The organism is Pseudomonas sp. NUPR-002, assembly GCF_056322725.1.
In genome coordinates, this window is sequence record NZ_CM150476.1 from 3,322,163 (window position 1) to 3,347,420 (window position 25,258).

Below are 25,258 nucleotides of genomic sequence, written 5' to 3' on the forward strand. Positions count from 1 at the left end.
TCACCCTTACTGCGCTGGCGGTGTAGTCGGTGGTGCTTCTTCAGTGACCCGCAGCAGCCCCCACAGTCCCGAGGCATTGCCATAGGCAGCATAGTCACGGAACAGGTAGTCGCCCGGTACAGCATTGCCGCCCCCGGCACTGGGCACCATGAAGCTGAAGTGCGCCGCCGGCAGCACGCTTTCCTGCGCGCCGATGAACATCGCCTGCGGGTTGAAGCCGAAGCGCACCGAACCGATCCCCGGCAGGTTGCTTGGGTAGCCGCTGACATCCTGCTTCTCGGCCTGGTAGTTATGCAGTGGCCACAGGTGACCATCGAGCTGGTAGGTGATGCCGCGGCTCCCCCCGGTCGGCATCAGCACGTGGTTGCGGAACGGTTGACCCGGCTTGGCCCACAGCACTGGCGTTTGTGGATCGCCACCGACCAGGGCGTTGCTGTAGGCCATGTGGGCGTTGGGTACATCGGCCCAGCCGTTGCCGTCGGCGTGCCCGAATGGCGCATCCGGAGCCAGGCCGAAGCGGAACCACAGCGGCTCGGTCTTGTAGTTGATGGCCATGTTCGAGTTGTCTTTCGGATCGCCCGGCACACCATTACCTTCCGTGGCGATACCTTCGACCGGCCGACCATCCGCCCAGCGCATGTTCAGTGAACGCTGCCAGAGGGTGGCGAAGTCGCGGTAGGCCGGCTGCCCGGGCACCTGCACGGTGGCCGAGGCACGGCTGGCACTGTCTTCGGTCCAGGTAGCGGTTTGCGGCACGATACTCATGCCACCGATCAGGCCCTTCTGCCCCTGCTTGATGACGTCGGCCGGGGTGATGTTGAGGCCGCCGAACTCGATGGCGGTGGTGTTGATGTTGTCCACCGCACGCCCGGTCTGCGTTACCGGTTTGCCTTCACGCTCCAGGTGCCCGGCATAGTACTGGTACACCTTGCTTGGGTAGGCACCGCTGCTACCGGCCCGTGGCGGTACGGTTTGCACCGGGTTCTGGCCGACGTTGACACCGTCAGACTTGGTGATGTCATAGGCCAGCAGTTGCGCATGCAGGCCAACGTGGCTGGATGGGCGCATCAGGTTGTTGTTGAACGCCGTGGAGCCCTCGCTGCCCTGACGATCACGCTTGACCACGTTCTGCATCACGGCGGTGCTTGGCAGGTCTGGCATCACCAACGGCAGGCGGTTCTCCAGGGTCACTTTCAAGCAATCGCCTGCTGCCGCACGCAGTACCAGCGGTTCGATCGGTACGCCGGGTTTGAGCTTGCCGGTAACCGGGTCGAGATCGGCTTTGCGCACGTACATGATCGCGGTCGGATCATGCAACGGACCGCTGTGACCACCGATGGTGAAGGTTTCACCGTCTTCAGGGTCGGTCACCGTCACCTGCGGGATGCTGGTGCGACGGCTGTTGTACACCAGGGTACCGCCATTGGCCTTGAGCGGCCCACCGACGTGCTGACCGACACCGCTTGGGTCGTTGATGCTGACCCCCAGTGGATTGCCCAGGATGTCGTTGGCCAGTGCTGCCACTATTTCATAGCTGCGTTGCACCGTTGCCCGGGTACCGATGCCGTTGGGGTTGGCGGTGAAGCGTGGGCAGATACCGTCGAACGCCACGGTGTTGCGCGCAGCCATCGGTTGCGGGTTGTTCGGCAAGGCGAACAGGTCGTTGCGTTGCGTGGTGTAGTTGCGCATTACCCCCCAGATCCCGTTCCAGTAACCTTCGTGGGCGGCATCGAGCGAGTACAGGTAGTCACCGTTAGGCGACGACGAGCTGGAGATCATCGACACCGGCGCCATAAAGCCCAGCTGTTCGGAGATACCCACCATCTGCGAGGATTTCCACCCCGAGTTGGAGCTGTTACCGAAGCCCGAGCCGTTCTGCAGCCACTTCACACCGTGCAGGGTTACGTTGTGCTCCTCTTCGTGGCCACCGGCGTGCATCCGCAGACGCACGTTGTCACCCGAGTAGGTACGCAGCATCGGCGTGAACGGGTCCCCTGCTTCGGCACCGCCCTTGTTGATGTGCGGTGGGAACTGGGTGGTGCCACCGGTCGGGCCAACCGCCGAGGTGATCAGCGCTGGCGACAGGTTCATCGCCGGGATTGCACGGTCAGTGCGGCTTTGCATGGCGAACGCCAGGTCGCCGCCCATGCCATCGGCCTGCATGCCGCGCTTGCCATCCGGGCCCACTTTGTTCGGGTCATAGACCCGCAGCGCCAGCGGCTCGTTGCGGTAGTTGACGACAAACATGCCAGGGTCATCCACCGATATGGCTTGCGGGCAAGGCCGCGATGGGCAGCCGGGGAACAAGCCACCACGCGATTCGACCACCGACTCCAGCAGGTTCGAGGCAGCCTGGCGTACAGGCGGGTTGATGGCGAAACGGAAGGTGTCGGCAGTGGCCGGGAACGCCTGGCCATTGGGGATACCATCAGGGCCTGCACCCACATACACCCCAGCTTCATAGGCATGCTGGAAGTCGCTGTACTCCAGGAAGAACTCACGGTAGCTGTCGTTACGACCGTCGCCATCGAGGTCGCCCGTTTTCACCACCGCTTGCCAGGAGGTCGGACCACCGTCCTGACGCAGCGCCGGGTTGTACAGCTGTTCGCCGGTTTCCGCGTGATACCAGGTCGACCCTGCAGGCTCGGCCAAGACAGTGGCATACAGCCCCAATTGTTGGTGAGTCGATGGGCCAAGGTGGTCGTGGGTAAAGATGGTGCCCAGGCCACGGTCGACGTTGTGCACGTTGACCACAGGGTCAGCGAACCAGCGCTGCATCGCCGTACGCGCGCCCAGCCAGTCGGCCCGGCCATAGCGACCGAAGAACGGGTGCGACTTGGCCACCGGGCACTCGGCACTGCCTTCGCGTGGATCACCGGTTGTGCATTCGTTGAATTCACGAATGGCCTCGATGCGTTCCACCACGGTACCGGGTGACAGAATGCCGTCTTCGTAGTTCCAGCCGTTGGCCGAACCATCGGCGGCCGTCAGGTCCCATTTTGGCAGGTGAATGTGCTGGCCGATCACGTCGGTCGGCGTGCGCACTTGATAGTCATCCATCTCGTAGAACGATGGAATCAGGTTGGTGTGCTGGTACATCGTGCAGTCGAAGGTGTTCATGCGCATCACCAGCGGCTCTGGTGGACGCTGTTTGTTGATCACCGGCCAAGCGTCTTCCCAGAGGGCGATGATGCGTGCCTGCGGGAAGTGGTAGCCGACTTTGTTGTACACCGCATCGAACTGGATGTTGGCGCCCTTGTAGATCCGTGGGTGGTCGGCAGTGAAGGTCGAGGAGCCGGTGAAGCTCATGCCATCCAGGCGCTCGCCACTGGCAAACTCGCCGAGGCCGGCGGCCACGGTCAGGCGCTTGGCGCGGTCGTCCATGCACGGTTCAAAGTACGGAGCGCCGGCCGTCGGCAATGCACCGTTGGTGCGGAAGTTGCGGGGCACGGTCTGATTGCCCGGCAACACGGCATAGCTGGGGTGTTCGAGTTTGGAGTGGAACTGCATCGCCGCTTGCTCGACGTCAGTACCCTCCTCCGGCAGGAACACGGCCTTGGCCTTGGTGATCTGCTTGGTGAAATCCAGCGCCGTGGTAGTGACATCGGCCGCACCACCGGCGGAGATACCATCCAGGGCATGGCGTGGCAAACCACCATCCCAGCCATCGACCTGGCCCGGATCAAGGTTGGCCCACAAGGCATTACCCGAGCTTTTCAGTGCTTGCGCCTTGGCCGGGTCAAGCATGTCCAACGGCGGAGTTGGCGGGCGCTGACCGACAGTGCTTTCAATACCACCGATCCAGAATGGGTAACCAGGGTTTTTCAGGCTGCCGTCGCCGTTGCGGTTGGCATCGGTACGGTCCACCAGGGCCACCGAGCCCACAGCGCGCGGAGCAGCGTCGTGATGACCGGAGTCGTCGTCGCCCTCTTCTTCGTCATCATCGTTTTCAGCCACCAGGGTTTGCGCCAGTTTTGGTATTACCGCAACTTTGCCAGGCATCGGTGCCATGGCTTTGCCAGGCAGCGGCACGATCGCGGGAATGGGAGTACCGGCGATGATTTCGCCGTCTGGCAAGGCGCGCGCACCGGTAGCGGGTTTGCCGCTGCGCAGGGCATACGGTTCACTGTGATAGCCATCGGCACCCTGGCTGGAGACTTCCAGGCGGGTACCCTCTTCGAACACGTCATGCACCCGCCACATGCTCCACATACCTTGGGCAAAGTGCGGATAGAAGTGGCAGTGATAGATGGCATCACCGGCTACGCGGTTGCGGTTGCCCGAGCCACCGTTGGCGATTTCGTAGGTGTAGCCCACACCCGGGCCAATGCCCTGGGCATCGACGTAGTCAGAATTGTCGTCGTTGGGGTTGAACAACCACTGATGGCCGTGCAAGTGAAAGATGTGCTGTTCGTGGCCATTGTGCGTGTTGCGGAATTTGACGAAGTCGCCGATGTAGCTGTGGTTGACGTTGGCCGGTTCTGACGGGAACAGTGCCATGGTGGCCTTGACCCCGACCTGGTCGGCGCTGGGAGTTTGCCCCGGGCGAATGTTTTCCAGGCCGACGTTGGCCGGTACATCCACCAGCATCGCCACGTCACCCACGGTGTGCGAGCTGAGGAAGAACTCTTCATAGGCACACGACAGGCAGTCGTGCATCGGCCCGACACCGAGGCGGTTGGCCACCACTTCGGCGCCCATGCCACCCGAACCGTAGTTGATCATGAACGAGTCGCGGGTCGGCTCCAGCACATGGCCCATTACTGGGTCTGCCCAATAACCGGGGAACGCTTGGGTGGCGGCGGCTTCATCGGTGAATTGCGCGGCAAAGTCGCGGAACGGCTCCAGGCGGTTGGGTATCGCCGGGTTACGCTTGCCGATACTTTCCAGCGGGTAGGTCGAGGCCGGAAAACTGCCATCGCTGTTAGGGCCCATGACCACCGCATCGGTTTCACTGGAGATGATCTCGCTGCCATCGACCATGGCGATGATCGGCGAGCCGGCCTTGCCTTCGCGGATCCACGGCTCGCGCTGTGGATAGCGGGCCTGATAGTCAACGATCGGCTGGCCGGTAGGGGCGCGGCCCGTGGTGGCCAGGCGCATTTCTTCTTCAGTCAGGGTGTTGCGGTAGGTACGCGCATTCTTCGGCAGCACCACCACCTGGCCAAACAGGCCGTTGGCGACGTTACCGGCACCGCCCTGGCCGCCAAAGGTAGCGCCCTGGCTGGTGGCGGCAAATGCACCTTCGCGCTCGGCGTACAGGGTGTAGCTGCGGCTACCGCCCGGGGCAATCAGGAAGTTGCCATTGCGCCCGCTATTGGCAGCAATATCACCAATGTTGTTGACCGCCTGCAGGCCGTTGACCTGAAAGCCGACATGACGGTCGGTCACCTGGTCATCGACGACAAAGCCATGCTCACCACCCTGTTCATTACCTTCGGCGCCTTCGTTCTCTTCGGCCTCGTTCTCTTCGCCTTCGTTTTCTTCTTCGTGGTCAATGCCGTGCTTGTTCGGGTTGGCCTGGTAGGCCAACAGGTTTTGCAGGTTCACCGTCAGGCAGTCGCCTGCCGCAACCCGCAGCACGATCGGCCGCGGACGCTTGTCCGGGCGCAACGTGACCTTGCCCGGTACCGCGGCACCGCCGTGGTCCAGCGACACTTGCTTGTCATCCACCACGTCGCGGCGCAGGGCGAACATCATGCCGTTGGCATTCTGAGCGCCGAGGCGGTTGAACATCAGTGGCTGATCCAGCGCCACCACGTTGGCTACCAGATTGCGCTCGCAGCGCACGGCAGCTTCGCTGTCTGATTGCCAGCCAAAGGTGGCGGCAGTGAACAGCAATGAAGTCAGGACTGAGCCTTTGATCGGAGTCTTCATGGCGTGCCTCAGGTGGTGCAAGTGGACTCTGAAGAGGCTTCAGCAAGCCTCATGCCATTCTTTTTTGTTCTTGTTTATCAACAACATCCCGCAGCGAATGAATCTCAATTGGGGCTTATTCCCCGTTATTCCCCACTATTCGGGGGTTGCCTGTAGGAGCGGGCTTGCCCCGCGATGCTGCGTCACTGACACACAGCAATCGCGGGGCAAGCCCGCTCCTACAGGGGGGCATCCATGGCCAGGCCCTGCAGGCGCCGGTATTGGCGCAGCACTTTCGGCACATAGCGTTGCGTTTCGGCGTACGGCGGCACGACCCGCCCACGGCGCATCACCGCATCGGGGCCTGCGTTATAAGCGGCCACCGCCAGGGTGATGTCGTTGTCGAACAGCGTGAGCATGCGTTTGAGGTAGCGCGCACCACCCTGCAGGTTGGACGCTGGGTCCAGTGAGTTCTTGACCCCCAATTCGCGTGCCGTGTCGGGCATCAGTTGCATCAAGCCGACCGCGCCGCTGGGTGACCGGGCATTGGGGTTGTAGCGCGACTCGGCCTGAATCACCGCATGCAGCAGCGCCGCCGGCAAGTCGTTGGCTTCGGCCGCCTCAGCCACCAGCTCGGCATACGGCATGCCGGTGATCAACTGCGCCTGGTCGCTACTGGCCACGCTGGTGGTCGCTTCGCTGATCACCCGTTGATAGGTGCGGCCGGGACGGTGGACGTTGGACAGCACGTAGCTGCCGTCGGCCTTGATAGAGATGAACACATCGGCCTGAACCGGATGCGTCCAGGCGAACCAGATAAACATTCCTGCAGTGAGCCAGTGCATGTTGCCACCCTCCCCGTTGCATTCCCCGAAAAGTGGGGCATATGCCCCGATTGCCGAGGCTTTTATCCACTGACGCAAGCACTGTGCCGCCTTGCCGGGCCCGTGGCGCAAAGGCTTGCCACAGACGCGCACGGCAATTGCATAAGCCCTTGCAGGCGTACGATGGAGGGCCTGGTCATGAATAAAAAAAAACTCGCGCAACAGGGATTCACCCTGCTCGAACTGCTGGTGGTGTTGGTGGTACTGGGGCTGCTCGCCGGTATCGTCGCCCCCAAGTACTTCAGCCAGCTGGGGCGCTCGGAGGCGAAAGTGGCCCGAGCGCAGATTGAAGGCCTGAGCAAGGCCCTGGACCTGTACCGCCTGGAGGTGGGGCATTACCCCAGTTCCGAGCAAGGCCTGCAGGCGCTGGTGAGCGCCCCCAGTGACGAGTCACGCTGGTCGGGCCCGTATCTGCAGAAGAAGGTTCCGCAAGACCCGTGGGGGCGCAATTACATCTACCGCCAACCGGGTGAAAACGGCGAGTACGACCTGCTCTCCATGGGCAAAGACGGTCAACCTGGCGGCGAAGGTGAAAACGCCGAGGTCACCAGCTGGCAGTAAGCAGAGGATCAGCACATGCGCTACGAGCTCAAGGCATTGGGGAAATCCGGGGTGGTGTTGCTGACGCTCGACGCCCAGGACGCCGGGCAAGCCCGCCTGCAAGCCGAGCAACAAGGCTTGCGGGTGGTCAGCGTGCGTAACTGCGAGCGCTTTACCCGCCTGCGCTGGCGGCGGGCGGAAACCTTTGACCTGGTGCTGTTCAGCCAGGAACTGACCACCCTGCTCAATGCCGGCCTGCCGCTGATCGACGCACTGGAAAGCCTGGCTGAGAAAGAAGCCGCGCCGCAGGCTCGCAAGACCCTGAGCGAACTGGTGCGCCTGCTCTATGAAGGCAAATCGTTCTCCCAGGCCTTGGGCCAGTTACCCAGTGTGTTCCCGGCGTTGTATATCGCCCTGGTGCAATCGAGCGAGAAAACCGGCGCCCTGGGCGATGCCCTGGGGCGCTATGTGGCTTACCGCCAGCGCATGGACGAAGTCCGGCAGAAGATCGTCAGCGCCTCGATCTACCCCTTGCTGCTGTTACTGGTCGGGGGTGGCGTGGTGCTGTTTTTGCTCGGCTATGTGGTGCCGCGTTTCAGCCTGGTGTTCGAAGGCCTGGGCACCGAACTGCCGTGGTTGTCGCGCTGGCTGATGCAGGCCGGGATGTTCTTGCATGCCAACCAGGCACCCATGGGGCTGGGCTTTCTTGGCTTGATCTGCAGCCTGTTCGTGCTGCGCCGCGACCCTCGGGTACGCCGCTGGCTGAACCGCCAGCTGGAGCGTCTGCCCGCTCTGCACCGGCGACTGGTGATGTATGAACTGGCGCGCTTCTACCGCTCGCTGGGGATTCTGCTGCAAGGCGGCATTCCGATTCTGACCGCCATGGAAATGGCCCGCGGGCTGCTCGGCGCCGCCGCCAAACAGCGCCTGGAATGCGCTTGCGAGCGGGTCCGCGAAGGGCTTTCGTTGTCTGCCGCGCTGGAAGCCGGGCAGTTAGTGACGCCAGTGTCACTGCGCCTGCTGCGCGCCGGTGAACAGTCGGGCAACCTCGGGCAGATGATGGAGCGCAGCGCCGACTTCTATGACGAAGAAATCAGCCGCTGGATCGAGTGGTTCGTGCGTTTGTTCGAGCCTTTGCTAATGACCTTTATCGGCCTGCTGATCGGCCTGATCGTGATCCTGATGTACATGCCGATTTTCGAACTGGCCTCCAGTATTCACTAGCGCTTTGAATACCCGCCTTGCGCTGTGCAACGTGACAATCCTGCGCGCTTGCTGTATAGATTCGGCCACCAAGGGGAGCCCGGCAACGGGCTGAGAAACCGCTGACAGCTGCAGCGCGGTGACCCTTCGAACCTGATCCGGATCATGCCGGCGAAGGGATGGGGATTGCCAACCTGCCTTTTTGCCGGTCTCACTGCGAGGCCGCCGATGTCTGATTTGCCTGGTCTCGCTGTCGCCCACTTCAAGGACAGCACCATGACCGAACGTTTCACCGAAGCCCTCCGCCGCCAGAGCGAACCGCGCTGGACGCAATCGATCGAGCACCGTTTCGTCAACGAACTGCTCGACGGCACCCTCGACGATGCCGTGCTGGTCAACTACCTGATTCAGGACCACCGCTTCATCGACGCCTTCCTGGCCTTGCTGGGGGCGGCGATTGCCAGTGCCGACAGCTTCGACGCTCGTATTCGTCTGGGGCGTTTCACCGGAGCGATCTCGGGTGAAGAAAATACCTATTTCCTGCGCGCGTTCGAGGCCCTGGGGGTTAGTGAAGCGCAGCGTCTGGAAGCACCCGACTCGGTACCGACCGCGGGTTTCAAGGCACTCATGCGCGAAGCTGCCGCAACCCGCTCTTATGCTGCCGCCCTGGCGGTGCTCAACGTTGCCGAAGGGCTGTACCTGGACTGGGCGCTGCGGGCGACAAAACCACTGCCGCCACGTTTCGAACATGCCGAGTGGATCACCCTGCACGACAACCCGGACTTTCAGGACTTCGTCGCCTTCCTGCGCGCCGAGCTCGATCGAGTCGGCCCGGCGCACGCGCAGATCAGCAGCGACTTCTTCCTGCGTGCCGTGGCGTTGGAGCAGGACTTTTTCGACGCGGCCTACGACATCAAGGGGTAACTCATGGACATCTTCGAACGCCTGAAACAGGCCGCCAGCAGCGACTGGAACAGCTACGTCGATCACGCCTTCGTTCGCCAGATGGGCGCAGGCACCCTCGCCCAACCGGCGTTTCGCAACTACCTGGTACAGGATTATCTATTCCTGATTCAGTTCGCCCGCTCCTGGGCACTGGCGGCGTACAAGAGCCGCACCCTCGACGACATCCGCGCTGCCCAGGCCGGGTTGGCGGCGATTCTCGATGAAACCGAGCTGCATGTGCGTCTGTGTCAGCGCTGGGGCTTGTCGCGCGAGGAACTGGCGGCAACGCCGGAGCACCAGGCCACCGTGGCCTACACCCGCTTTGTGCTGGATTGCGGCGCGGCCGGTGATCTGCTTGATCTGCACGTAGCCTTGGCGCCATGTGTCATTGGTTACGCCGAGATTGGTCGCAACCTGACCCCCGATGGCGTCGAAGCGCTGGCGGATCATCCGTACCGTGACTGGATTGCCGAATACGCCGGTGCCGGCTACCAGGGTGTGGCGACGGCGGCCCGTGCGCATCTGGATGACCTGGCGGCACGGACCATGACCGAGCGGCGCTTCGAAGAACTGGTGAAAGTGTTCGCCCAAGCCTCGCGCCTGGAAGCGGATTTCTGGCAGATGGGCCTGGATGCGGCCTGACGCTTAGCGATGGTGGGAGCGGGCTTGCCCCGCGATTGCGGTGTGTCAGTTACATCGTATCGCGGGGCAAGCCCGCTCCTACAGGCGTTTGATTCAATAGTCGTAGCGATCCACCGCCCGGCGCCGCTCGTTGTCGTCACGCCGGTCGTAGTTGGCGGTGGTCTGGATGTTGGAGTGGTGCGCCAGCTTCTGCGCAATCGACAGGTCGTGCTCTTCAATAACTCGGGTGATGAACGAGCGGCGAAAATCGTGGGGCATGATTTTTACCCCCACCTGGGTGCCACGCTGGCGGGCAATGTAGTAGATCGCATGTTTGGTGATGCGCTCGCGGGTAATGTGGCTGCCACGGCGGATGCGATTGAACAGGAAGTCATCATCAGCCTGCCCTTCGGGCAGTTGCTCACGGCGAAACGCTAACCAGGCGTTGAGTTTTTCGAAGGCCCAGGTCGGTGCGTACTTGATCAGCTGTTTGTTGCCTTTGCCCAGCACCTGCAGGCTGCGCTCATTGAAATCAACCTGGTTGAGGTCAAGGTTGACCGACTCTGATTTACGCATGCCGGTACCGTACAGCAAGGCAATTACCGCCGCGTCGCGCAGCCCTTGCGGCCGCGGGTCTGCCGCACAGGCATCCATCAGTTCACGGATCAAGCTGCGCTTGAGGTTGCGCCCGGCAGGCAAGCGCGTGCCCTGCGCCGGCTTGACGCTACGGATGCGCAGCAGTTGATCCTGGCTGATCAACCCCAGGCGCCAGGCTTCGTTCATCACTCCCCGCACCGCGTTGACATACAACGAAGACGTATTGGGGGCATAACCATCGGTGCGCAAGGCAGCCACCAGCGCCGTGACATGGCCGGGTTCGAGCTGGTGCCACGGCACCTCGGCAATGTCGCAATCCTCGAAGCCCAGGCGATCAGCGGCGTCCTGGAGGATGTACTTCATGGTCAGCTGACTGGACGGCGCCAGACGCGCGAGGTATTGCAACAAGGGGTTGTGCAGTGAATCGGACAAACCGGAAATCCTGTAAAGCGGAGCTTGGGCCGATAAAGCCCGTTTCATCACCAGGCCATTGATTGGCAAGCCACTCAGACCTGATACGCCCGCGCATAATACCTCATCCCCCACGTTGGAATCGATTGAGGGCAGGATGATGGCCATGCCAGTGGCAGCTTAAAGATGCCCTGGCAGCAGTCAGCGACTACAGTTGCTCAATACCTTTGCACCCCGAGCGCGTATGGCTTTTCATCGATTGACCCGTAGTCACCCACGCCTGACCGTCGCCACCCTGCTCGGCGCCCTCAGCGCCTGGCTGCTGCCGGCCAACGGCTGGGTCGAGCATGTACTGATCGGCTGGAACACCGGTGTCTGGCTTTATCTGCTATTGATTTTGTGGCTGACACTCGGTGCCAATGCAGACAAGGTTCGCAAAGTCGCCAGCATCGAAGACGAAAACGCCGGGCTGGTGTTGTTCACGGTCAGCATCGCTGCCATCGCCAGCCTGGTGGCAGTGATTCTACAGTTGGCCGCCGGCGCCCAGCTGGCGCAAGGCCCTACCGCCCTGCAATATGCCTTCACCGGCTTTACCGTGGCCGGCTCCTGGCTGCTGATCGGGGCCATTTTCAGCCTGCACTACGCCCACCTGTTCTACACCGCCGAGGCGGATAAGCCGCTGCTGCGCTTCAGCGACGGCGAGCGGCACCCGGACTACTGGGACTTTCACTACTTCTCGTTCACCCTCAGCGTGGCGGTACAAACCTCCGATGTCGGCGTGGCCGGGCGGGAAATGCGCCGTGTGGTGCTCGCCCACTCGCTGGTCGGTTTTGTCTTCAACACGGCGATTCTGGGCTTCACCATCAATATGGCGGCTGCCCTGATCCACTGAAATCATGGCCATCGAGCACCTGCGCCGCACAACGGGCAATGCGTTCGCAAGCCCGTTGCAAACGCTCGCTGTCGAGCACCAGGCCCAAACGCAAGTGCCCTGCCGCACTGGGACCGAAGGCGTCGCCAGCCAGTACCGACACGCCATGCTCTTCCAGCAGGCGCTCGGCAAAGGCCTGGGCGCCCAGGCCGGTTGCGCGGATATCAACCATCACGAACATCCCGCCGTCAGGCCGGTGCACGCTGATGCCGGGGCAACCGGCCAGGCTTGCGCACACGCGGTCACGCCGTTCGCGGTAGGTTTCACGCATGTGCCGAACCTGCGGCAAGTCGTGCTCCAGCGCCACCTGCGCGGCATCGAGGATGAAGTCCGGAAGACCGTAGAGCATGCAAAGCGCCAGGTTGCTCAGGTGTTCGCACAAGGCTGGCGGGCCAATCACCCAGCCGACGCGCCAACCCGACATGGCGTGGGACTTGGACAGACTATTGATGGTCGCGCAGCGCGCGGCCATACCCGGCAAGCTCGCCGGGCTGAAGTGCTCGCCTTCGTACAGCAGTTCGCTGTACACCTCATCAGAAATCAGCCACAGGTCATGCGCGATACACAGCTGCGCCAGGCGTTCCCAGGTGTCCCGGGAAAGACTGGCGCCGGAAGGGTTATGCGGGCTGTTGATCAACAGTGCGCGAGTCCTTGGTGTCAGGCGCGCGGCGACGTCTGCCGGGTCGACACGAAAACCGTTTTCCGGGCGTACCGGCACCGGCACCAGCCTGGCGGCGCAGGCGCCGAACACCGCTTCGTAGGTGACGTACATCGGCTCGGCGACAAGCACCTCGTCGCCCGCATCGAACAGGCACTGCGCCACGCCATACAGCGCGCATTGCGCCCCGGCCAGTACCACCACCTCGTGCGGGTCGACCACCTGGCCGCTGTGTCGCCTATGCCAGCGGGCGATCGCCTGACGCAAACCCAGGCTGCCACGCACATCGGAATAATGCGTGTTGCCCGCGCGCAGGCTGTCTATCGCGGCCTGGACAATGGGTGCCGGGGTATCGAAATCCGGGTCGCCGATCGACAACAAAAACACCTCACGCCCCTGCGCCTGCAATTCGAGCGCGCGGTAGTGAATGTTCCAGGCCGCAGCACCGTCACCGGCAATACGTTGGGTGAGCGTGGAATATCGCATGGCAGTCTCCTTGACTGATCCTGGGGCGCCATTGGTCTGAAAGTCCCAGGCGAGCATCCGGGCCGACTGCCGGTAAAAATAGCAGACCGGCGATGCCCCTATCGAGCAAACGTCGCGGGCAAACGTTTGCCGATTTCAGTTGTGCTGATCAGGCCCGACACCGGCAGACAGCACGGAGGAAAATGCATCAAAAAACTGTCATCACACGGGCAGACACTGGCGATTGCGGTGCTATGTTTAGGACTCCCGCCAGGTCAACCGGACCTGAAAGTACAGCTCTATCCGCTCACCCTGTTGTTCATCGCTACAAGGAGGCCGGAATGAACACACTGACGTTTCCCAACGCCTGCCAGGTGATGCGCTGGTATTTTCATCCATTGGGCTTTGAAGCCAGCATGGATGCTCCGCGCACAATGGTTGCCCGCTTGTTTGACCGGGCCACGGGTGAAACCCTGCTGGCCATCGCCGGGATTCCCTGTGCCACGCTGATGGCCGCTGCCGATGTCGAACGGATCATCGAAGCCGTCGAAGCCAGACTCGACAGCTTCGAGCCCTCCTGTAACCTGCGCGCTGCAGGCTGACCTCAGCTGACCTCTGCAGCCTGGCGTGCGCGCTCGATATCGGCGATGAAGCGCTCGGCCGGCATGGGCTGGCCGAGCAGGTAGCCTTGCAACGAATCACACCCCAGGCGGGTGAGGAAGTTCTGTTGCCGGTCGGTTTCCACCCCTTCGGCAACGATGCGCAAACCCAAGGCCTGGCCTAGCGCGACGATGGCCGAAACGATGGCGGCATCGTCGCTGTCCTGCTCCAGTTCGCGAACAAAGCCACGGTCGATTTTCAACTCATTGGCGGGCAGACGCTTGAGGTACATCAGGCTCGAATAACCGGTGCCGAAGTCGTCAATCGACAGGTCCACGCCCATGTCCGAAAGCTGCTGCAATACCGCCATGCTGGCGTCGGCATCATGCATGGCGGTGGTTTCAGTGATTTCCAGGGTCAGGCTGTTAGGCGGCAACTGATGACGCGCCAGCACCTTGGCGACGCTGTCGACCAGCCCGCTGTGGCAGAACTGGATCGCCGACAGATTCACGGCTATGCGCCAATTGCTGTAGCCCTGATCAATCCACACGCGCATCTGCCGACAGGCTTCGTCCAGCACCCATTCGCCGATTGGAATGATCAGCCCGGTTTTTTCCGCCAGGGCGATGAAACGGTCAGGCAGCAGCAAGCCATGCTGCGGGTGCTGCCAGCGCAGCAGTGCCTCGGCGCCGATCGGCTGGATATCCTGGGCGTCGAACTTGGGTTGATAGAACAGGCAGAACTGGTTGTCTTCCAGGGCGATGCGCAGGTCTTGCAGCAGCTGCAACTGCAAACGCGCGTTGCTGTTCATCGACACGTCGAAGAAGCTGTAGCCGTTCTTGCCGGCGCTCTTGGCGTGGTACATCGCCGCATCGGCATTACGCAGCAGTTCGTGTTGGTCGCTGCCATTACCCGGGTACAGGACGATGCCGATACTGGCCGAGATCTGCAGGTTTTGCTCGGCAACGCGGAACGCACGTGAGATCAGGTTGACCTGTTTGGCAGCCACCCCCAGGGCATCGGCCGCGTCTTGCATGTCCACCAGCAAGACAAATTCATCGCCACCGATGCGCGCCAGGGTGTCCTGGCTGTGCAAGTGGCCACGCAGGCGGGCCGCCACTTCCTTGAGCAACATGTCGCCCATGTGATGACCAAAGGCGTCGTTGACTGGCTTGAAGCCGTCGAGGTCGATGAACATCAGCGCAAAGCAACCGCCCTGCTCGGTGACCTTGTTGATCGCCTGGTCGATGCGGTCAGCCAGCAAGGTGCGGTTCGGCAGGCCGGTCAGGGTGTCGTGCAAGGCCAGTTGGGTCAGTTCCTGGTTGGCCCGGGTCAATGAATTGGCCAGTTCAGCAGTGCGCGCTTCCAGGCGCGCATCCAGCACCGAGGTCAGCAACGCCACGGCCAGTACCGCCAGGGTAGTGATCAACACCAGGTAATCGAGGTTATTGCCACTGAGGCCATTGCCCATCGCCCCGCAGAAACTGCCTTCCGGGAAGTTTGCCGCCGCCATGCCGGTGTAGTGCATGCCAACGATTGCCACCCCCATGACAATCGCCGCCAGCCCGCGGATCTGCCGGACGTAAAGCGTTTGCTGGCGCAGTCGGAAGGCAATCCACAAGGCCGCCGCCGAAGCACCCACAGCAATCAGCAATGACAAACTGAACAGCCAGGGGTCGTATTCGATACCCGGTTGCATCAGCAGCGCGGCCATGCCGGTGTAATGCATGCTGCTGATCCCTGCCCCCATGATCAGCGCGCCCAGACCCAGCTGCGTCCACGGCAGGCTTGGCTGGCTGACCAGCCACAGGGCAAAGCCTGAAGACAGGCCGGCAATCAGCAGCGAAAGCAAGGTCAGGGTCAGGTCGTAACCCAGCGGGATCGGCAAGCTGAAGGCGAGCATGCCGATAAAGTGCATCGACCAGATGCCAAAGCCCATCGCCAGTGCCCCGCCACACATCCACAGGTACACCGCCCGGCCCTTGGCAGTGGCAATACGCCCGGTCAAGTCGAGTGCGGTGTACGAGGCGAGGATGGCCACGCACAGCGAGATCAATACCAGCGAGGAGGAATAACTACCGATCAGCATTTGGCGTTCCACAAGCTTGAAACCGGGCACCGAAGCGGCCCGGGGAAAAGCCGATGATTGTACTCAACCTTTGGCGAAACGCACGGAGTTTTACAGTGGCACTTGGCAATGACGCCACGCGCATTTTGCCACCCATCTAAACCAGATAAATAACATTACAAATCAGCTAGTTAGATACGATTTCTAATGCTTATTCACATATTTCATTGCGCAATGCAATGAATGCCAACCATGTCTACACCCGACATTAAGAAAGCATCCTATCTCGTTGAAATTGCTGAATTTATTTTTCTAGCTTAGCCGCTTCTGCATAGGCAGCCTTTGCATCCCATCCGCCCCCCAGCGCTGCTATCAGCTGCACGCTGGCGACCAGCCGCCCTTGCAGCAAGGTCAGCACACTGCGTTCGTTGCTCAGCGCGGTGGTCTGCACGTTGACCACATCCAGGTAGGCGATCAGCCCGGCCTTGTACTGGTTGCTGGTCAGGCGCAACGACTCGCGCGCTGCATCCAGCGCTTCGCTGCGGACCTGGGCTTCGTCCTCGTAGACGTCGAGCTGCACCAGGTAGTTCTCCACTTCCTTGAAGCCATCGAGCACCGTCTGCCGGTACTGGGCGACCGTCTGATCGTAGACCGCCACGCTGCGGTCGACTTCGGCCGAGCGCTGGCCACCGTCGAACAGGGTCATGGCCAATTGCGGACCGACCGACCAGAAGCGGTTGGGCAGGCTGATCCAGTCGTTGAAACTGCTACTGCTGTAGCCGCCACTCATGCTCAGGGTCAGGTCCGGGAAATACGCGGCACGCGCCACGCCGATGCTGGCGTTGGCCGACATCACCTTGCGCTCGGCCGAGGCGATATCCGGGCGGCGCTCCAGCAGTTGCGAGGGCAATGCCACGGGTACTTGTGGCAGCGCGGGAATGGCCTGGCTGTCGGCCAGGGCAAAGTCCGCTGGCGCCTTGCCGAGCAGCACGGCGATGGCGTTTTCCAGCTGCGCACGCTGCCACACCAGGTCGATCAGGTCGGCCTGGGTACTTTTCAGCTGAGTTTGCGCCTGGGCCACCGCATCCTTACCGGAAACCCCGGCGCGGTATTGGTTCTGGGTCATGGCCAGCGAGCGCTGGTAAGCCTCGACCGTGGCTTCAAGCAGGCGCTTTTGCTCATCCATCACCCGCAGTTGCAGGTAGTTCTGCACCAGCTCCGACTGCAGGCTCAGGCGAATCGCGGCCATATCGGCAAAGCTGGCCTCGGCGCTGGCCTGATTGGCTGCCAGGCCGTCGCGCAGTTTGCCCCACAAGTCCGCCTCCCAGCTCACCCCCAAGGTGGTGCTGTAGGTATCACGGATACCGCTGCTGTTGTTGCTCAGGCTTGAGCTGGAGCTACCGGTGCCTTGACTGGAGCGGGTTTTGCCCGCCTTCAGGTCAACACTGGGGAACAGCGCACCCCGTGCACTGCGCACCAACGCCTGGGCCTGACGGTACTGGGCTTCGTATTGCGCAACCGTCTGGTTACCGGCATTGAGCTGCTCGACCAGCGCGTTGAGCTGCGCATCGCCGTACAGCTCCCACCAGGCACCACGGGCCAGGGCATCGGAAGGATTGGCCTGGGTCCAGCCGGCAGCGTGCTTGAACGCCACCGGCTCAGGCGCTTGTGGGCGCTGGTAATCCGGGCTCAGCGTACAGGCACTGAGCATCGCCAGGCACAAGCTGCTGGCCAGCAGGCGCGAGCCACGGGCGCCCAGCAGTTGCTGCGCGGTGCGATCGGAGAAAAACGGGCGTCGTGTCATAGCGGAGTTTCCAAAGCAGCGTCGGTGCGCACGCCACGCCAATGGTTGAAGCGATGGCGCAAGCGGTCCAGATAGAGGTAAACCACCGGGGTGGTGTAAAGCGTGAGGACCTGACTGAAGAGCAGACCGCCGATGATGGTCAGGCCCAGAGGCTGACGCATTTCCGAACCTTCGGCATGGCTGAGCAACAGCGGTAAGGCACCGAGAATGGCCGCCAGAGTGGTCATCAGGATCGGGCGCAAGCGCAGCAGGCAGGCGCGACGGATCGATTGCTCCGGGCTCAGCTGCTCCTGGCGTTCCAGTTGCAGCGCCAGGTCGATCATCATGATCGCGTTCTTCTTCACCACACCGATCAACAAGAACAGACCGAGCAGGGAAATCAGACTGAATTCGCTGCCCACCACATACAAGGTCAGCAGCGCCCCTACCCCGGCCGACGGCAAGGTCGAGAGGATGGTCAGCGGATGGATGTAGCTCTCATAGAGAATACCCAGCACCAGGTACACCGCCAGCAGCGCCCCGAGAATCATGAACGGCTGGCCTTTCTGGCTTTCGGCAAAGGCATCGCCGGTGCCACCCAGCTTGGCGATCACCGATTCAGGCAGCCCCACCGTGGCCACCGCCCGCTCCACTGCGGCCAGGGCTTGATCCTGGCTGTAGCCTTCGGCGATATCGAAATTGATACTGTCCGCGGCGAACTGGCCTTCGTGACTGACCCGGTCATCCGCCAGGCTGTTTTCGTAGTGGGCAAAGGTCGACAGTGGCACCCGTGCGCCGTCGGCGGTAATCACCTGAATCTGCTCCAGGCTACGCGGGTCCTGGGCGTATTTGGGGTTGATCTCCATCACCACCTGATACTGGTTCAGGCTGTCGTAAATGGTCGAGATCTGCCGCTGGCTATAGGCGTTGTTGAGCACCGAGGTGACCATGCTCATGTCGATGCCCAGGCGCTTGGCCTGCTCGCGATCGACCACCAGGGTGATCTGCTGCGTCCCCCCGCCTTCGCGGGCGTCGATGGCGGTAAGCTCTGGCAAGGCCTTGAACGCCGCCACCACCTTCGGGTACCACTCGCGCAGCGCCGACAGCTCGCTGCTCTGCAAGGTATACAGGAACTGCGAGGTGCTCTGGTCGCGACCGCCACCAAACTGCAGGTCTTGGTCGGCCATGAGGAACAACCGGCCGCCGGGCACCTTGGGCATCTCTTTGCGCAAACGCTCGATCACCTTCTGCGCCGACACCTTGCGTTCACTGATCGGTTTCAGGCGCACCAGCACCATGGCGTTGTTGGTGCCGCTGTTGCCACCGATGAAACCGGCGACACTTTCCACCGCCGGGTCCTTGAGCAGCGCCTGGCGGTAGATTTCCATTTTCGGCTGCATCACCTGGAACGACAGACCGTCGTCACCCCGGACAAAGCCCATCAACTGACCGGTGTCCTGCTGCGGCAAAAAGGTCTTGGGCACCACCACATACAAGGCAATGTTGACGGCAATCGTCACCAGCAGGCTGGCCAGGGTCAGGCGCCGATGCTGCAACACCCAGTCCAGGCTACGGGCATAGCCGGCCATCATGCGTTGGTTGAGCTGTTCGCTCCAGCGCTGCAGGCGCGTCGGCTCACCCTGCGCGTGCGGCTTCAGCCAGCGCGCACAGAGCATCGGCGTCAGCGTCAGCGACACTACCAGCGAGACAATGATCGCCACGGCCAGGGTGATGGAGAATTCGCGGAACAAGGAGCCGACAATACCGCCCATGAACAGGATCGAGACAAACACCACCACCAGCGACAGGTTCATCGACAACAGGGTAAAGCCGACTTCTTTCGAGCCCAGGTACGCCGCACGCATCGGCGGCACACCTTCGTCGATATGGCGGGAGATGTTTTCCAGCACGACGATGGCATCGTCCACCACCAGGCCGGTGGCCAGGATCAGCGCCATCAGTGACAGGTTATTCAGCGAGAAGCCACACAGGTACATGGCCGCGAAGGTGCCCACCAGCGACACCGGTACTGCCAGGGTCGGGATCAGCGAGGCGCGCAGGTTGCCGAGGAACAGGAACACCACCAGGATTACCAGGACTACGGCGATGATCAGGGTGTGCTCGGCTTCCTTGAGGGTGGCCTTGATCACCGGCGAGCGGTCCATCGCTACCTGCAACTGGACACTGGCCGGCATCAACGATTCCAGGGCTGGCAGCTGCTCCTTGATCTTGTTCACCGTCTCGATGATGTTGGCCCCGGTCTGGCGGTTGATCACCAGCAGTACCGCGTCCTGATCATTGAAAAAGCCGCTGTTGTAGCGGTTTTCCACGGCATCGGTGACCTTCGCCACGTGGCTCAGGCGCAACACCGCACCGTCCTGGTAGCGGATCACCAGTGGCTCGTAGTCCTTGGCTTTTTCCAGTTGATCGTTGGCCTGCACCTGCCAGTTGCGCTGTGCGTCTTCGATAAAGCCCTTGGGGCGGCGCTGGTTGGCGTTAGCAATGGTCGCGCGGACATCGTCCAGGGCCACGCCGTACTGGTTGAGCAAATACGGTTCCAGCTCGATACGCACGGCCGGCAACGAACTGCCGCCAATCTGCACCTCCCCTACCCCCGGCACCTGCGACAGGCTTTGCGAGAGGATGGTCGAGGCCAGGTCATAGAGCTGCCCCTTCTGCAGCACACTGGAGGTCAAGGCCAGGACCATGATCGGTGCCTGCGCCGGGTTGAACTTCTTGTAAGTCGGCATGCTGCGCATACCGCTGGGCAACAGGTTGCGCGAAGCGTTGATCGCCGCCTGCACTTCCCGCGCGGCGGCGTCGATGTCACGCCCTTGGTCAAAGCCGAGAATCACCCGCGTCGAGCCCTGACTGGAGTTACTGGTCAGGGTGGTAACCCCGGAAATCGCGCCCATCGAGCGCTCCAGCGGCGTGGCCACCGTGGCCGCCATCACCTCGGGGCTGGCACCGGGCAGGTTGGCCTGAACGACAATCACCGGGAACTCGATCTGCGGCAGTGGCGCCACCGGCAGAAGGCCGAAGCTGACGCCACCGAGCAGCATGATCGCCAGGCTCAGCAGCATGGTCGCTACCGGGCGGCGGATAAACGGCGCTGAGAGGTTCATGGCAGGTCCTGCACCACGGTTTCAGGCTGTGGCCGCATGCGCCGCGCGAGCCGATCGAAGTACAAGTAGATCACCGGCGTAGTGAACAAGGTCAGTACCTGACTGACCAGCAACCCGCCGACCATCACCAGGCCCAGCGGTTGACGCAACTCGGCGCCGGAGCCGCTGGCGAGCATCAGTGGAATCGCGCCGAACAAGGCCGCCAGGGTAGTCATCAGAATCGGCCGGAAGCGCAACAACGCCGCCTGATAGATCGCCGCTTCCGGGCTCATGCCCTGATTACGTTCGGCCTCCAGGGCGAAGTCGATCATCATGATGGCGTTTTTCTTGACGATGCCGATCAGCAGAATGATGCCGATGATGGCGATCATCCCCAGGTCGTTGCCGGACAGGATCAACGCCAGCAACGCCCCCACCGCTGCCGATGGCAGCGTCGAGAGGATGGTCACCGGGTGGATGTAGCTCTCGTACAGCACCCCCAGCACGATGTACATGGTCACCACCGCCGCCAGAATCAGCAGCAAGGTGCTCGACAACGAGGCCTGGAAGGCTTCGGCCGCGCCCTGGAAGCGGGTCTGCACGCCGACCGGCATGCCGATCTCCTGCTGCACCTGCTCGATGGCCTTGACCGCTTCGCCCAGGGACGCGCCTGGGGCGAGGTTGAACGACATCATTACCGCCGGGAACTGGCCGATATGGGCAATCGCCAGTTGCGCCTGACGCTGCTCGATCCGCGCCAGGCTCGACAGCCGTACCTGGCCGCCGTCGGTGGCTTTGACATGGATCTGCTCTAGCACCTGCGGCCCCAGGTTCGACGCCGCTTCTGCTTGCAGCACCACGCGGTACTGGCTGGCCTGGGTGTAGATGGTCGAAATCTGCCGCTGGCCAAAGGCGTCGTACAGGGCGTTGGTGATGTCGGCGACATTGATGCCCAGGCGGCTGGCAGCATCACGGTCGATCACCAGGAACACCTGCAGGCCCTTGTCCTGCAGGTCGCTGGCAACATCGGTGAGTTCCGGGCGCTGTTGCAAAGCGTCTACCAGCTTGCTGCTCCATTGCGCCAGCAATTCGGCGTCCGGTGACGACAGGCTGAACTGGTACTGGGTGCGGCTGACCCGGTCTTCGATACTCAGGTCCTGCACCGGCTGCATGAACAGTCGGATGCCGACCAGCTTGTCGACCTGAGGCTGCAGGCGCGCGATGACTTCGGCAGCGGTCTGGTCACGCTCGCCATGGGGCTTGAGGTTGATCAACAGACGGCCGCTGTTGAGCGTGGCATTGTCGCCGTCAACGCCAATGTAGGACGACAGGCTCTGCACCGCCGGGTCCTGCAGGATCACCGCGCTGAGCTGTTGCTGGCGTTCACTCATGGCGGCGAACGACACTGACTGCGGCGCTTCGGAAATCCCCTGGATCACCCCGGTATCCTGCGCCGGAAAGAAACCCTTGGGCACCGCCAGGTACAGCAGCACCGTCAGGCCCAGGGTCGCCACCGCCACCAACAGGGTCAGCGGCTGGTGCTTGAGCACCCACTGCAGGCCGCGACCGTACCAGGCGATCATGCCGTCGATCCAGGCGCCACTGGCGCGGTAGAAGCGCCCCTGCTCCTGTTCGGTCGGCTCACGCTTGAGCAGGCGCGCGCACATCATCGGCGTCAGGGTCAGCGACACCACCAGGGAAATCAGGATCGCCACCGCCAGGGTGATGGCGAACTCACGGAACAGCCGCCCGACCACATCGGCCATGAACAGCAGCGGGATCAGCACCGCAATCAACGAGAAGGTCAGGGAGATCAGGGTGAAACCGATTTGCCGGGCGCCCTTGAGCGCCGCTTGCATCGGCGTCTCGCCCTCCTCGATGTGCCGGGAAATGTTCTCGAGCATGACGATGGCGTCGTCCACCACAAACCCGGTGGCGATGGTCAGGGCCATCAAGGTCAGGTTGTTGATCGAGAACCCGGCCAGGTGCATCACGGCAAAAGTACCGATCAACGACAGCGGTACGGCCACCGAGGGGATGATGGTCGCGCTCAGGCGGCGCAGGAACACAAAGGTCACCATCACCACCAGGACAATGGCCAGCAGCAGCTCGTGCTGCACATCCTTGACCGAGGCGCGGATGGTTTGCGTGCGGTCGGTCAGCACGCTGACATCGAGGCCGGCCGGCAGGTTGTCGGTAATCGACGGCAGCAACGCCTTGATGCGGTCAACCACTTCAATGACGTTGGCACCTGGCTGACGCTGAATGTTCAGCAACACCGCCTGATTCTGATTGGCCCAGGCCGCCAGGCGTTCGTTCTCGGCGCCATCGACGATTTCGGCAACATCCTTCAGGCGCAGCGGCGCGCCGTTGTTGTAGGCCAGAATCAGGTTGGCGTATTCCTCCGGGGAGCGCAGCTGGTCGTTGGCATCAAGCATCGACACGCGGATTGGGCCGTCAAAGTTGCCCTTGGGCTGGTTGACGTTGGAAGCACCGATCAGGCTGCGTACATCGGCCAGATTCAGCCCGGCTGCGGCCAGGGCATCGGGGTTGACCTTGATCCGCACCGCCTGGCGCTGGCCGCCGGCAATACTGACCATGCCCACGCCGCTGATCTGGGCGATCTTCTGTGCCACCCGGGTGTCGACCAGGTCGTTGAGCTTGGGCAACGGCATGGTTTTCGAGGAAATCGCCAGGGTCAGCACCGGGGTGTCCGCCGGGTTGACCTTGTTGTACACCGGCGGTGCCGGCAGGTCGCTCGGCAACAGATTGCTGGCAGCGTTGATCGCCGCCTGCACCTGCTGCTCGGCAACGTCCATGTTCATGTCCAGGCTGAAACGCAGGGTCAGCACCGAAGCACCGCCAGAACTGGTCGAGGCCATCTGGGTCAGGCCGGGCATCTGCCCGAACTGGCGTTCCAGTGGCGCGGTGACGGCACTGGTCATCACTTGCGGGCTGGCGCCCGGGTACAGGGTCATGACCCGGATGGTCGGGTAATCCACCTGCGGCAACGCCGCTACCGGCAGCAAGGTGTAGGCAATCAAACCGGCCAGAACAATGGCCAGCATGCTCAGTGTGGTCGCCACCGGGCGCAGGATGAACAGCCGCGAGAGGTTCATGCGCCGACCTTGTCCTTGCGCTGCGGGGCGGCGGAAGCATCCTTGGCATCCTGGCCTTGCAGGTGCTGGCCCGGGGTTGCCGGTACCTGCGAGCTGTCGTTGACCACCTCCACGTCACTGCCATCACGCAGACGGTCGGTACCTTCGAGCACCACCCGCTCACCCTTGGCCAAACCCGCAGTAACCACCGTCAGGTCACCGTCGCTGGCACCCAGGGTCAGTTTGCGAATGCGCACCTTATTCTCACCTTCCAGCACGTAGACAAAGGAGCCATCGGTGCCGAACTGAATCGCTGCCGATGGCGCCAGCACCACGTTCTTCAGGGTATCGGCCAGCAGGCGGACGTTGACGAACTGGTTGGGGAACAGCGCTTCGTCCTGGTTCTCGAAGAACGCCTTGAACTTCAGGGTGCCGGTGGTGGTGTCGATCTGGTTATCGAGGCTGCGCAACACACCCGTGGCCTGTTGCTTGACGTCGCCCCGGTCCCAGGCCTCGACGGGCAACTGGGCACCGCTGCGGTAGCGCGCCAGCACGGTGTTGAGCTGCGACTCGGGCAAGGTAAAGGCTACGGTGATCGGTTGGGTCTGGGTAATGACCACCAGCGCCGTGGTGTCGTTGGCCGCCACCAGGTTGCCGACATCCAGTTGACGCAGGCCCAGGCGCCCGGTGATCGGCGCACGGATGCGGGTGAAATCCAGGTTCAGCTTGGCATCGCCGACGGCGGCCTGATTGGTCTTGATCGTGCCTTGGAACTGACCGACCAGTGCTTCCTGGGTGTCGAGGGTTTGCTTGGCGATACTGTCTTCGGCGTACAGGCCTTTATAGCGTTGCAGGTCGATCTGCGCGTTTTTCAGTTGCGCCAGGTTCTGCGCCAGGGTGCCTTCGGCCTGCTGCAGGGCGATCTGGTAGCTGCGTGGGTCGATCTCGGCGAGCAGGTCACCGGCTTTGACCTTTTGCCCTTCCTGGAAATTGACCTTGACCAGCTCACCGCCTACCCGGCTGCGAACGTTAACGGTGTTGGTTGCCGTTACCGTGCCCAGCGCCTTGAGGTACACCGGGAAGTCGCCCACGGTTGCCGGCTCGACGCGCACCGGCACCGGCCCGGCGAAAGCGCCGAAGCCGGGTCGCCCGCCCTTGCCTGCCGCTGGGCCACCCGCCTTGTGCGCCGCTGGCGACGGCCACAGCCACCAGCATAAGGCGGCGACCAGCAGCAGGATCAGCAGGCCGACAAGCCAGCGACGAGGGGAACGGGAACGAGAAAGCATCGGTTGATCGACCATGGGACTGGAAAGAATTCTTTTGAGGAGGCTGAACGATAAGCACTGGCGACGGATAAGCAAAGCGCCTTTACCGGCAATTTACCTTGAGCTTACGTTGCTAAGACAATGAACTATAAATAAAAACGGCCTGGACAAGGCCAGGCCGTAATATTTGCAAACAGCATGTGGGAGCGGGCTTGCCCCGCGATAGCGT

15 protein-coding genes and 1 riboswitch are annotated in these 25,258 nt (G+C 62.2%); of the genes, 6 read left to right on the forward strand and 9 right to left on the reverse strand.

What is annotated here, in order from left to right:
• Nucleotides 1–6: 6 nt before the first annotated feature.
• The gene (gene mnxG, locus ACVWSC_RS15090) at nt 7–5,877 is read right to left on the reverse strand and encodes a manganese-oxidizing multicopper oxidase MnxG (protein ID WP_442107356.1); all 5,871 of its coding nucleotides are present in this window, start codon (nt 5,875–5,877) and stop codon (nt 7–9) included.
• A 218-nt stretch (nt 5,878–6,095) separates the two neighbouring features.
• Nucleotides 6,096–6,701 (reverse strand): lytic transglycosylase domain-containing protein, encoded by a 606-nt coding sequence (locus ACVWSC_RS15095; RefSeq protein ID WP_442107358.1) that lies wholly within the window; start codon nt 6,699–6,701, stop codon nt 6,096–6,098.
• A 177-nt stretch (nt 6,702–6,878) separates the two neighbouring features.
• Between ACVWSC_RS15095 and gspG the strand changes: the two genes are divergently transcribed.
• From gspG to tenA, 4 genes are all read left to right on the forward strand, one after another.
• Nucleotides 6,879–7,301 (forward strand): type II secretion system major pseudopilin GspG, encoded by a 423-nt coding sequence (gene gspG / locus ACVWSC_RS15100; RefSeq protein ID WP_442107360.1) that lies wholly within the window; start codon nt 6,879–6,881, stop codon nt 7,299–7,301.
• Between the two features lie 15 nt (nt 7,302–7,316).
• Nucleotides 7,317–8,504 (forward strand): type II secretion system F family protein, encoded by a 1,188-nt coding sequence (locus tag ACVWSC_RS15105; RefSeq protein ID WP_442107362.1) that lies wholly within the window; start codon nt 7,317–7,319, stop codon nt 8,502–8,504.
• A 61-nt stretch (nt 8,505–8,565) separates the two neighbouring features.
• Nucleotides 8,566–8,680, forward strand: a riboswitch (TPP riboswitch).
• 79 nt (nt 8,681–8,759) lie between these two features.
• A complete protein-coding gene (locus ACVWSC_RS15110) occupies nt 8,760–9,407 on the forward strand; it encodes a TenA family protein (protein WP_442107364.1) in 648 nt (215 codons plus the stop codon).
• Between the two features lie 3 nt (nt 9,408–9,410).
• On the forward strand, nt 9,411–10,070 hold the full coding sequence (gene tenA / locus ACVWSC_RS15115; protein WP_442107366.1) for a thiaminase II: 660 nt from the start codon (nt 9,411–9,413) through the stop codon (nt 10,068–10,070).
• A 93-nt stretch (nt 10,071–10,163) separates the two neighbouring features.
• Here tenA and ACVWSC_RS15120 read toward each other — a convergent pair whose 3' ends face one another.
• Nucleotides 10,164–11,126 (reverse strand): site-specific integrase, encoded by a 963-nt coding sequence (locus ACVWSC_RS15120; RefSeq protein ID WP_442107368.1) that lies wholly within the window; start codon nt 11,124–11,126, stop codon nt 10,164–10,166.
• A gap of 175 nt (nt 11,127–11,301) precedes the next feature.
• Here ACVWSC_RS15120 and ACVWSC_RS15125 point away from each other — a divergent pair, with 175 nt between their 5' ends.
• Nucleotides 11,302–11,949, forward strand: a complete 648-nt coding sequence (locus ACVWSC_RS15125) for a DUF1345 domain-containing protein (RefSeq protein WP_442107370.1) — start codon at nt 11,302–11,304, stop codon at nt 11,947–11,949.
• Here ACVWSC_RS15125 and ACVWSC_RS15130 read toward each other — a convergent pair.
• Nucleotides 11,921–13,132, reverse strand: a complete 1,212-nt coding sequence (locus tag ACVWSC_RS15130; protein ID WP_442107372.1) for a pyridoxal phosphate-dependent aminotransferase — start codon at nt 13,130–13,132, stop codon at nt 11,921–11,923. The two genes, ACVWSC_RS15125 and ACVWSC_RS15130, sit on opposite strands and share 29 nt — an antisense overlap.
• 320 nt (nt 13,133–13,452) lie before the next feature.
• Here ACVWSC_RS15130 and ACVWSC_RS15135 point away from each other — a divergent pair, with 320 nt between their 5' ends.
• The gene (locus ACVWSC_RS15135) at nt 13,453–13,713 is read left to right on the forward strand and encodes a DUF1652 domain-containing protein (protein ID WP_442107374.1); all 261 of its coding nucleotides are present in this window, start codon (nt 13,453–13,455) and stop codon (nt 13,711–13,713) included.
• 2 nt (nt 13,714–13,715) lie between these two features.
• On the opposite strand, the gene ACVWSC_RS15140 is transcribed toward ACVWSC_RS15135, so the two are convergent.
• The 5 genes from ACVWSC_RS15140 to ACVWSC_RS15160 form a co-directional block, all read right to left on the reverse strand.
• Entirely contained in the window at nt 13,716–15,800 is a 2,085-nt protein-coding gene (locus ACVWSC_RS15140; protein WP_442107376.1) for a putative bifunctional diguanylate cyclase/phosphodiesterase, read from the reverse strand.
• 283 nt (nt 15,801–16,083) lie between these two features.
• Nucleotides 16,084–17,583: an efflux transporter outer membrane subunit gene (locus ACVWSC_RS15145; protein ID WP_442107378.1), complete on the reverse strand. Its 1,500-nt coding sequence runs from the start codon at nt 17,581–17,583 to the stop codon at nt 16,084–16,086.
• The gene (locus ACVWSC_RS15150) at nt 17,580–20,687 is read right to left on the reverse strand and encodes an efflux RND transporter permease subunit (protein ID WP_442107380.1); all 3,108 of its coding nucleotides are present in this window, start codon (nt 20,685–20,687) and stop codon (nt 17,580–17,582) included. Before ACVWSC_RS15150 ends, ACVWSC_RS15145 begins: the two co-directional genes overlap by 4 nt.
• Nucleotides 20,684–23,785: an MdtB/MuxB family multidrug efflux RND transporter permease subunit gene (locus ACVWSC_RS15155; protein ID WP_442107382.1), complete on the reverse strand. Its 3,102-nt coding sequence runs from the start codon at nt 23,783–23,785 to the stop codon at nt 20,684–20,686. The genes ACVWSC_RS15150 and ACVWSC_RS15155 overlap by 4 nt, the downstream gene beginning before the upstream one ends.
• Nucleotides 23,782–25,065, reverse strand: coding sequence for an MdtA/MuxA family multidrug efflux RND transporter periplasmic adaptor subunit (locus ACVWSC_RS15160; RefSeq protein WP_442107384.1), 1,284 nt, complete (start codon nt 25,063–25,065; stop codon nt 23,782–23,784). The genes ACVWSC_RS15155 and ACVWSC_RS15160 overlap by 4 nt, the downstream gene beginning before the upstream one ends.
• Between the last annotated feature and the right edge of the window lie 193 nt (nt 25,066–25,258).

Bases quoted from the DNA above. Each gene is read 5' to 3' on its own strand.
- ACVWSC_RS15095 (WP_442107358.1), bottom strand. From the start codon at position 6,701: ATGCACTGGCTCACTGCAGGAATGTTTATCTGGTTCGCCTGGACGCAT.
- tenA (WP_442107366.1), top strand. From the start codon at position 9,411: ATGGACATCTTCGAACGCCTGAAACAGGCCGCCAGCAGCGACTGGAAC.
- gspG (WP_442107360.1), top strand. From the start codon at position 6,879: ATGAATAAAAAAAAACTCGCGCAACAGGGATTCACCCTGCTCGAACTG.
- ACVWSC_RS15120 (WP_442107368.1), bottom strand. From the start codon at position 11,126: ATGAAACGGGCTTTATCGGCCCAAGCTCCGCTTTACAGGATTTCCGGT.
- ACVWSC_RS15130 (WP_442107372.1), bottom strand. From the start codon at position 13,132: ATGCGATATTCCACGCTCACCCAACGTATTGCCGGTGACGGTGCTGCG.
- ACVWSC_RS15150 (WP_442107380.1), bottom strand. From the start codon at position 20,687: ATGAACCTCTCAGCGCCGTTTATCCGCCGCCCGGTAGCGACCATGCTG.
- ACVWSC_RS15135 (WP_442107374.1), top strand. From the start codon at position 13,453: ATGAACACACTGACGTTTCCCAACGCCTGCCAGGTGATGCGCTGGTAT.
- ACVWSC_RS15155 (WP_442107382.1), bottom strand. From the start codon at position 23,785: ATGAACCTCTCGCGGCTGTTCATCCTGCGCCCGGTGGCGACCACACTG.
- mnxG (WP_442107356.1), bottom strand. From the start codon at position 5,877: ATGAAGACTCCGATCAAAGGCTCAGTCCTGACTTCATTGCTGTTCACT.
- ACVWSC_RS15125 (WP_442107370.1), top strand. From the start codon at position 11,302: ATGGCTTTTCATCGATTGACCCGTAGTCACCCACGCCTGACCGTCGCC.
- ACVWSC_RS15160 (WP_442107384.1), bottom strand. From the start codon at position 25,065: ATGGTCGATCAACCGATGCTTTCTCGTTCCCGTTCCCCTCGTCGCTGG.
- ACVWSC_RS15110 (WP_442107364.1), top strand. From the start codon at position 8,760: ATGACCGAACGTTTCACCGAAGCCCTCCGCCGCCAGAGCGAACCGCGC.
- ACVWSC_RS15140 (WP_442107376.1), bottom strand. From the start codon at position 15,800: ATGCTGATCGGTAGTTATTCCTCCTCGCTGGTATTGATCTCGCTGTGC.
- ACVWSC_RS15145 (WP_442107378.1), bottom strand. From the start codon at position 17,583: ATGACACGACGCCCGTTTTTCTCCGATCGCACCGCGCAGCAACTGCTG.
- ACVWSC_RS15105 (WP_442107362.1), top strand. From the start codon at position 7,317: ATGCGCTACGAGCTCAAGGCATTGGGGAAATCCGGGGTGGTGTTGCTG.